This window comes from Janthinobacterium aquaticum, assembly GCF_009208565.1.
Taxonomy (GTDB): domain Bacteria; phylum Pseudomonadota; class Gammaproteobacteria; order Burkholderiales; family Burkholderiaceae_D; genus Janthinobacterium.
On record NZ_WFLK01000027.1, the window covers coordinates 1 to 7,353 of the forward strand.

4 protein-coding genes and 1 rRNA gene are annotated in these 7,353 nt (G+C 59.4%); all 5 read left to right on the forward strand.

What is annotated here, in order from left to right:
* A 5S ribosomal RNA gene (gene rrf / locus GCM43_RS25345) occupies positions 1-105 on the forward strand; the annotation flags it as partial.
* A gap of 163 nt (positions 106-268) precedes the next feature.
* The gene (locus GCM43_RS25350) at positions 269-1,705 is read left to right on the forward strand and encodes a DUF3375 domain-containing protein (RefSeq protein WP_152248652.1); all 1,437 of its coding nucleotides are present in this window, start codon (positions 269-271) and stop codon (positions 1,703-1,705) included.
* Positions 1,705-2,313, forward strand: coding sequence for a DUF4194 domain-containing protein (locus tag GCM43_RS25355; protein ID WP_152248653.1), 609 nt, complete (start codon positions 1,705-1,707; stop codon positions 2,311-2,313). Before GCM43_RS25350 ends, GCM43_RS25355 begins: the two co-directional genes overlap by 1 nt.
* Positions 2,310-5,714, forward strand: a complete 3,405-nt coding sequence (locus GCM43_RS25360; protein WP_152248654.1) for an ATP-binding protein — start codon at positions 2,310-2,312, stop codon at positions 5,712-5,714. Before GCM43_RS25355 ends, GCM43_RS25360 begins: the two co-directional genes overlap by 4 nt.
* Positions 5,711-6,907 carry a DUF3322 domain-containing protein gene (locus GCM43_RS25365; protein WP_152248655.1) on the forward strand — a complete coding sequence of 399 codons (1,197 nt, stop codon included), beginning with the start codon at positions 5,711-5,713 and terminating at the stop codon, positions 6,905-6,907. Before GCM43_RS25360 ends, GCM43_RS25365 begins: the two co-directional genes overlap by 4 nt.
* The last annotated feature ends 446 nt before the right edge of the window (positions 6,908-7,353 follow it).

The following is a 7,353-nucleotide window of genomic DNA, read 5'->3' on the forward strand; positions in this document are numbered from 1 at the left end:
CCATAGCAAGTTGGTCCCACCCCTTCCCATCCCGAACAGGACCGTGAAACAACTTTGCGCCGATGATAGTGCTGCAACCAGTGTGAAAGTAGGTTATTGTCAGGCTTGTTATTCGAAAAAACCCCAACCGGTGATCCGGTTGGGGTTTTTTTACGTCTGCGGCTTTTACAAATTACGTTGCTCGATGGGGCGATGGGGCACCCGATGTATGATACATATCGCTCCCAAACAGTGCTACAGTGCGCGATAGCTTAATACTTGCACACTGATGGATTATCAACAACTCTCCGCACAGCGGCGCAGTCATCCGGCCTGGCGTCTGCTGGCTGCCGATCATGCACCCATGATTGCGAGTTTTTTGCACAAACATTTTATTGCGCCCAATTTGCGCACCATTGCGCGCCAGGAATTGGCGTCGCAACTCGATGACCATCTTTATCATCTGCATGAACTGGCTGGCGAGGTGCTGTTTACCAAAAGTGCCACCGCCTATCTCGATGACTGGGCCTCGGATGAGCGCGGCTGGCTGCGCAAATATTATCCGGCTGGCCAGGATGAACCGCATTACGACCTGACATCACCGACCGAACAGGCAGTCGAGTGGCTCATTAGCCTGAATCAGCGCGCCTTTATTGGTACCGAATCACGGTTGATGACGGTATTTGATTTGCTGCGCCAGATTATCGATGGCACCGAACTCAATCCCCGCACGCGCATCGCCGAACTGCAAAAGCGCAAGGCGGCCATCGATGCCGAGATCGCGCAAATCAACCAGGGCCGGCTGGCCATGATGGAGCCGACGCAGATACGCGAACGCTTTTTGCAAATGGCTTCGACCGCGCGCGATTTGCTGTCCGATTTTCGCGCTGTCGATCATAATTTCCGCCATCTCGACCGCTCGGTGCGCGAACGCATTGCTACTTGGGAAGGCAGCAAGGGCGAATTGCTGCAGGAAATATTCGGTAAACGCGATGTGATTGCGGACTCCGATGAAGGCAAGAGTTTTCGCGCTTTCTGGGATTTTTTGATGTCGCCATCGCGCCAGGATGAATTGACGGCATTGTTGCGCAGCGTCATGGCATTGGAGAGCGTGCGTGAGTTGGCGCCCGACAACCGCTTGCTGCGTGTCCATTATGACTGGCTGGAAGCAGGGGAAGTCACGCAGCGCACGGTGGCGCGGCTGTCCGAGCAATTGCGGCGCTATCTGGACGACCAGGCCTGGCTGGAAAACCGCCGCATCATGCAGCTGATACGCGATATTGAAAAACAGGCGCTCGACGTGCGCAACGCCATCGAGCATCCAGCTTTCATCGAAATCGATGCGGCCGCACCGGCGCTGGCCGCGCCGATGGACCGCACCCTGTTTTCGCCGCCGTTCAAGCCTACCATTTTGCAGGACGTGCTCGACGATACACCCGCGGCGATACCGTCCGACGCCCTGTTCGAGCAAGTGTATGTCGATCGCCTGAAACTGGCTGGGCATGTGCGCCGCGCATTACAGGGGCGTCAGCAGATTTCGCTGGCGGCGCTGCTCGATGCGCATCCACTCGAGCAGGGGCTGGCCGAACTGGCCACCTATTTCAGCCTGGCGACACAGGAATTGCCCAGCGTGATCGACGATACGCAGGAGGAAGTCATACACTGGCGTGACGCCCAAGGTCTGGCGCGCCAAGCAACCTTGCCTCTTCTTATATTCAGTACATGATGAATCCATCGAACGCAGCGCATGACAGTCCGCATTACAGCCAGATTTTGATCGCCCTGATGCAAGGCGTGCTGTACCAGGAAAATGACGTGCAGTTATGGCCATCGCTATTGCTGCTGCAGGCGCGCGTGCGCGATTATTGCCAGCAGCTGGGCCTGGAATTGATACTCGATGAAGCCGAAGGCTACGCCTATCTGCGTCAGCGCGCCACAGCCGAAGGCGAGGCGGCCTTGCCGCGCCTGGTGCCGCGTCGCCAGCTCAGCTATCCGGTCAGCCTGATCCTGGTCTTGCTGCGCAAAAAGCTCGCTGAATTCGATACCCAGGCCGGCGATACGCGGCTGGTGGTCAGCCGTGAACAGATCGCCGAACAGCTGCGCCTGTTCCTGCCCGACACGGCCAATGAGGCGCGCTTGCTTGACCGCATGGATACCCATCTGAACAAGGTGGTGGAACTGGGTTTTCTGTATCGGCTGCGCGGGCAGGAACAGCAATTCGAAGTGCGGCGCATCCTCAAAGCATTTGTCGATGCACAGTGGCTGAGCGACTTTGACCAGCGCCTGAAGGATTATGCCAGCCACGGTGCGGCGCTCGGCGGGGAAGAAGCATGAGCACCACGCCAGGCGATAACGCTGACACGCCACTGGACTTTGCCGACCAGGCGCAACTGGAGCGCGCCGGCTTTCGCCTGCAGCATGTCGAAGTATTCAACTGGGGCACCTTCCACGCGCGCGTCTGGAAACTGCATCCCGGTGGCGATAATCTGCTGCTGACCGGCGATATCGGCTCGGGCAAGTCGACGCTGGTCGACGCCATTACCACCTTGCTGGTACCGGCCCAGAAAATCTCGTACAACAAGGCGGCCGGCGCCGATGCGCATGAACGCAGCCTGCGTACCTATGTGCTCGGCCACTATAAATCGGAGCGCGGCGACAGCGGCAGCACGGCGCGTGCCGTGGCCCTGCGCGACCAGAATACCTACGCGGTGATACTGGGCGTCTTCCATAACGAAGGCTACGACCAGACCGTGACCCTGGCCCAGGTTTTCTGGCTCAAGGATGCACGCGGCCAGCCCGAGCGGTTTTATGTGGTGGCGGACAGCGCCTTGTCGATTGCCGGCCAGTTTGCCGATTTTGGTACCGATATCAATCAGCTGCGCAAGCGCCTGCGCGCCAGCCGCGGCGTCACGCTGCATGACAGCTTCCCACCGTATGGCGCGGATTTCCGGCGCCGTTTCGGTATCGCCAATGAGCAGGCGATGGAGCTGTTTCACCAGACCGTGTCGATGAAGTCGGTAGGCAACCTGACCGACTTCGTGCGCGAACATATGCTCGAAGCGTTTCCGGTGGAGGAGCGCATTGCCGCGCTGATTGCCCACTTCGACGATTTGCATCGGGCGCACGAAGCGGTGCTCAAGGCCAAGCAACAGATCGATCAGCTGCTGCCGCTGACGCAGGACTGCGCGCGCCATCTGACACTGCTGCAGCAGGATGAACAGTTGCGCGGCTGCCGCGAAGCGCTGCGGCCCTGGTTTGCCTCGCTGAAAGGCGCGTTGCTGGAAACGCGTTTGGCGCAATTGACGCTGGAGCTGGAAAAGACCGCAGCGCGCCTTTCGCAATTGCAGCAGCAGCGTGGCGAGCAAAGCGTGCAGCGCGACGAGTTGCGCGCCGCCATTTCGGCCAATGGCGGCAATCGCCTGGCACAGATCGATACCGAAGTAGCGCGCCAGCAAACATTGAAAGAAGAGCGTGCGCGCCGTGCCGGCCAGTACGACGAGCTGGCCCAGTTGCTGGGTCTGGCCGGCGCCGGCGACGATGGGGGCTTTCGCGCCAATCTGCGCGCCATCGACACCGGGCAGGTCGAGTGCATCGCACAGCGCGATGCCTGCCAGAACACCCTGACCGAAGCGGGCGTGACCTTGCGTGAATTGCGGGTCAGCCATGGCGAACTGACGGCCGAACTGGAGTCGCTGCGCCAGCGCCGCTCGAATATCCCGGGGCAGATGCTGCGCCTGCGCGATTTGCTGTGCGGCGCGCTGGGTCTCGATAGTGAGGACTTGCCGTTTGCCGGCGAGCTGATCCAGGTGCGCGATGACGCTGGTCAGTGGGAAGGCGCTGCCGAGCGCGTGCTGCACAATTTCGGCCTGGCCATGCTGGTGCCGGAAATCCATTATGCCGATGTTGCCCGCTGGGTAGACAGCAGCCATCTGGGCGCGCGCCTCGTGTATTTTCGCGTGCGCCCGATCAGCTTGCCGGAGCCGCGCTCCCTGCATCCCGAGTCGCTGGTGCGCAAGCTCACCATCAAGCCGGAATCGGTATTTTATGCCTGGCTGGCCAACGAACTGGGCCGGCGTTTTGATTACGCCTGCTGCGATACGCTGCAGCAATTCCAGCGTGAAAAACTGGCCATTACGCGCAGCGGCCAGATCAAGGCCGGTGGCGAACGGCATGAAAAAGACGATCGCCATCGCCTCGATGATCGAACACGCTATGTGTTGGGCTGGTCGAACCAGGCCAAGATTGCCGCACTGGAAAAGCATGCACGCGATCTGTCCTTGCGCATCAGCGCCCATGCGGCGCGCATCACTGCGTTGAGCCTGGAAGGCAAGGCGCATCAGGATCGCTTGGGCAACTGGCAGAAACTGGCGATGTTCCAGCATTTTGCCGAGCTCGACTGGAAACCGCTGGTCATGGCTATCGAGCAATTGCTGCGTGAACGCGTGGCCCTGGAAACAGCTTCCGACCTGCTGCGCGAACTGCAAAGCCAGCTCGATAGCCTGGCTGCGGCGCAAGCGCAGAACGATGCCGACCTGCAGCGCTACACGGGCGAACACGCCAGGCTGAGCGAGCGCTATGAACAGGCCGAACGCCAGCTGCTCGATTGCCATCAGCTGCTGCAGGCCACGCCCGAGCATGCGCGCGCGATGTATTTTCCTTTGCTGCAAGGCTTGCAGGAAGAAGCGCTGGGCCAGCACAAGTTGACGGTCGAGTCGAGCGACAACCGCGAAAAAGACATGCGCTCTTTCCTGCAGGCACGCATCGATGCCGACAGCAAGAAGATCAGCACCTTGCGCGATCGCATCATCAACGCCATGAGCGACTACGTCAAAGCCTGGCCGCTCGATACGCGCGAGGTGGACGTGCATATCGAGGCGGCTGGTGAATTTGAAAAAATGCTGAACGCACTGCAGGCTGATGACCTGCCGCGTTTTGCCCAGCGCTTCAAGGAGCTGCTCAATGAAAACACGATCCGCGAGATTGCCGGCTTCCAGTCGCAGCTCAAGCGCGAGCGTGAAACCATCCGCGAGCGCATCGATATCATCAATCGTTCGCTGCACGATATCGACTACAACCCCAACCGCTATATTGCCCTCGAAGCCGAACCGAACCTCGATGCCGACCTGCGCGATTTCCAGGCCGACTTGCGCGCCTGCACCGAAGGCACGCTGACCGGATCGAGCGACGAGGAATATTCGGAGGCCAAGTTCCTGCAGGTCAAAGCGATTATCGAACGCTTTCGCGGCCGCACCGGCAGCGCGGAGGTGGACCGGCGCTGGACGCGCAAGGTGACCGACGTGCGCAACTGGTTCGTGTTTTCAGCGTCCGAGCGCTGGCGCGAAGATGACCGCGAGCATGAACACTACACCGATGCCGGTGGCAAGTCCGGCGGCCAGAAGGAAAAGCTGGCCTATACCGTGCTGGCAGCGAGCCTGGCCTATCAGTTCGGCCTGGAATGGGGCGTGGTACGCTCGCGCTCGTTCCGTTTTGTGGTGATCGACGAGGCATTCGGACGCGGTTCGGACGAGTCTGCCCGCTACGGCCTGGAACTGTTCCGGCGCATGAATCTGCAATTGCTGATCGTCACGCCATTGCAGAAAATCCATATCATCGAGCCGTATGTGTCCGGCATGGGCTTTGTGCATAGTGAAGAGGGACGGCAGTCGATGTTGCGCAGCCTCAGTATTGAACAGTATCGCGCCGAGCGCAAAGCACGAGAAGAACGCGCAGCATGAGCAGTGCTGCCTGGAGCACGCCGGCAACCATTCAGGCGCAGGTGCAGCGCCTGTGGGACAGCGGCCGTCTGCTCGCTGCCCACGTGAGCGGCGAAGCGCTGTTTCCCTTGTCCTTGAATATACGCCGCCCCGGCAATAGCGAACTTGGTGCCCAGTTTGACGCCGTGCGGCGCTGGATACGCGAGCTCGAAGACGGCAGCAAGTCTGCCAAAGGCCATGGCTACGTCATTACGTGGCAGGAAATCAATCATCGCCAGCTGGGCCGCAACCGTTTGCCCTTGTCGGTGGTGTTGCCCGAACAGGCCGACGCCTTGCGCCTGATCGGCTGCACCGGTCAGTTGCGCCGCTTCGAGCAACTGGCAGCGCAGAGCTTACAGGCATTTCCCGTCCTGGCCGGCTGGCTTGCGCGCCGGCCGCTGACGGTGCTTGAGCAGGCACCGGCCTGGGGCCGTATCCTTGCCATCCTGCAGTGGTTTGTCGCCCACCCCCGGCCCGGGCTGTATTTGCGCCAGCTCGATATTGCCGGTGTCGATGGCAAATTCATTGAAACGCGCAAGGCCTTGCTGACGGAGCTGCTCGACCTGGTGATGCCGCCCGAAGCGGTCAATCTGCAAGCACTGGGTGCGCGCCAGTTTGAAATGCGCTACGGCTTGCTGGCCAAGCCGGTGCTGATCCGCTTTCGCATGCTCGATGCGGCTCATCATATCGGCGGCCTGTGTGACCTCTCCGTGCCGGTGGCGCAGTTCGCTTCCCTGCTCACCAAGGTAAAACGGGTCTTTATTACCGAAAACGAAATCAACGGCCTGGCGTTTCCGGACGTGTCCGACAGCATGGTGATCTTCGGCGGCGGTTACGGTGCCGAGCGCCTGGCTGACATCGCCTGGTTGCAGGACCGGCAGATCGTCTACTGGGGCGATATCGATACCCACGGCTTTGCCATTCTCGACCGCTTGCGCTCTTTTCTGCCCCAGGCGCAGTCCATGCTGATGGATCTGGCCACGCTGGAAGCACATCGCTTGTTATGGGGCCAGGAGGAAAGTCATCAGCGCTTCGGCGGTCAGCTTGCCCGCCTCAGTAGCGCTGAACAGGCACTGTTCCAGATGCTGCGCGATGATGTCCTTGGCGAGCGCCTTCGTATGGAACAGGAACGGCTGGGATACGATTGGGTCAGCGCAGCCATCAGGCAGCTTTAAAAGGCCTTGCATCCGGCGTTGGCCTTGGCTATAATTCGCCTCCTCGCAAAACGGTGCACACAAAACAAGGTGTTGCGCAGTAGAGTGAGGGAAAAAAGAAGGTTGACGAAGTGCTGCAAACGCTTCATACTCTTCCTCCTTCGCAGCTGACAAACACAACGCTTTGTCGATAGCGCGAAACAAGCTTTACCGAATACAGTTCTTTAACAATTAACAGTCGATAAGTGTGGGCATTTGATGAAGTGCAGCGCTGCGCAAGCAGCGTAAAACTTAAAATATCAAATGTTCACAAGAAATAATGAAATAGGCGCTATGAAAATAGTGGCCTGTCAGTTTTTTGAGTGAGCGACCCGTCAGCAATGACGGTGCCGGTAAAACGGCAAAGTAACAGAGATTAAACTGAAGAGTTTGATCCTGGCTCAGATTGAACGCTGGCGGCATGCCTT

Excerpts from the sequence above, each read along its gene's own strand:
- GCM43_RS25365 (WP_152248655.1), top strand. The coding sequence starts at position 5,711 with ATGAGCAGTGCTGCCTGGAGCACGCCGGCAACCATTCAGGCGCAGGTG.
- GCM43_RS25355 (WP_152248653.1), top strand. The coding sequence starts at position 1,705 with ATGAATCCATCGAACGCAGCGCATGACAGTCCGCATTACAGCCAGATT.
- GCM43_RS25360 (WP_152248654.1), top strand. The coding sequence starts at position 2,310 with ATGAGCACCACGCCAGGCGATAACGCTGACACGCCACTGGACTTTGCC.
- GCM43_RS25350 (WP_152248652.1), top strand. The coding sequence starts at position 269 with ATGGATTATCAACAACTCTCCGCACAGCGGCGCAGTCATCCGGCCTGG.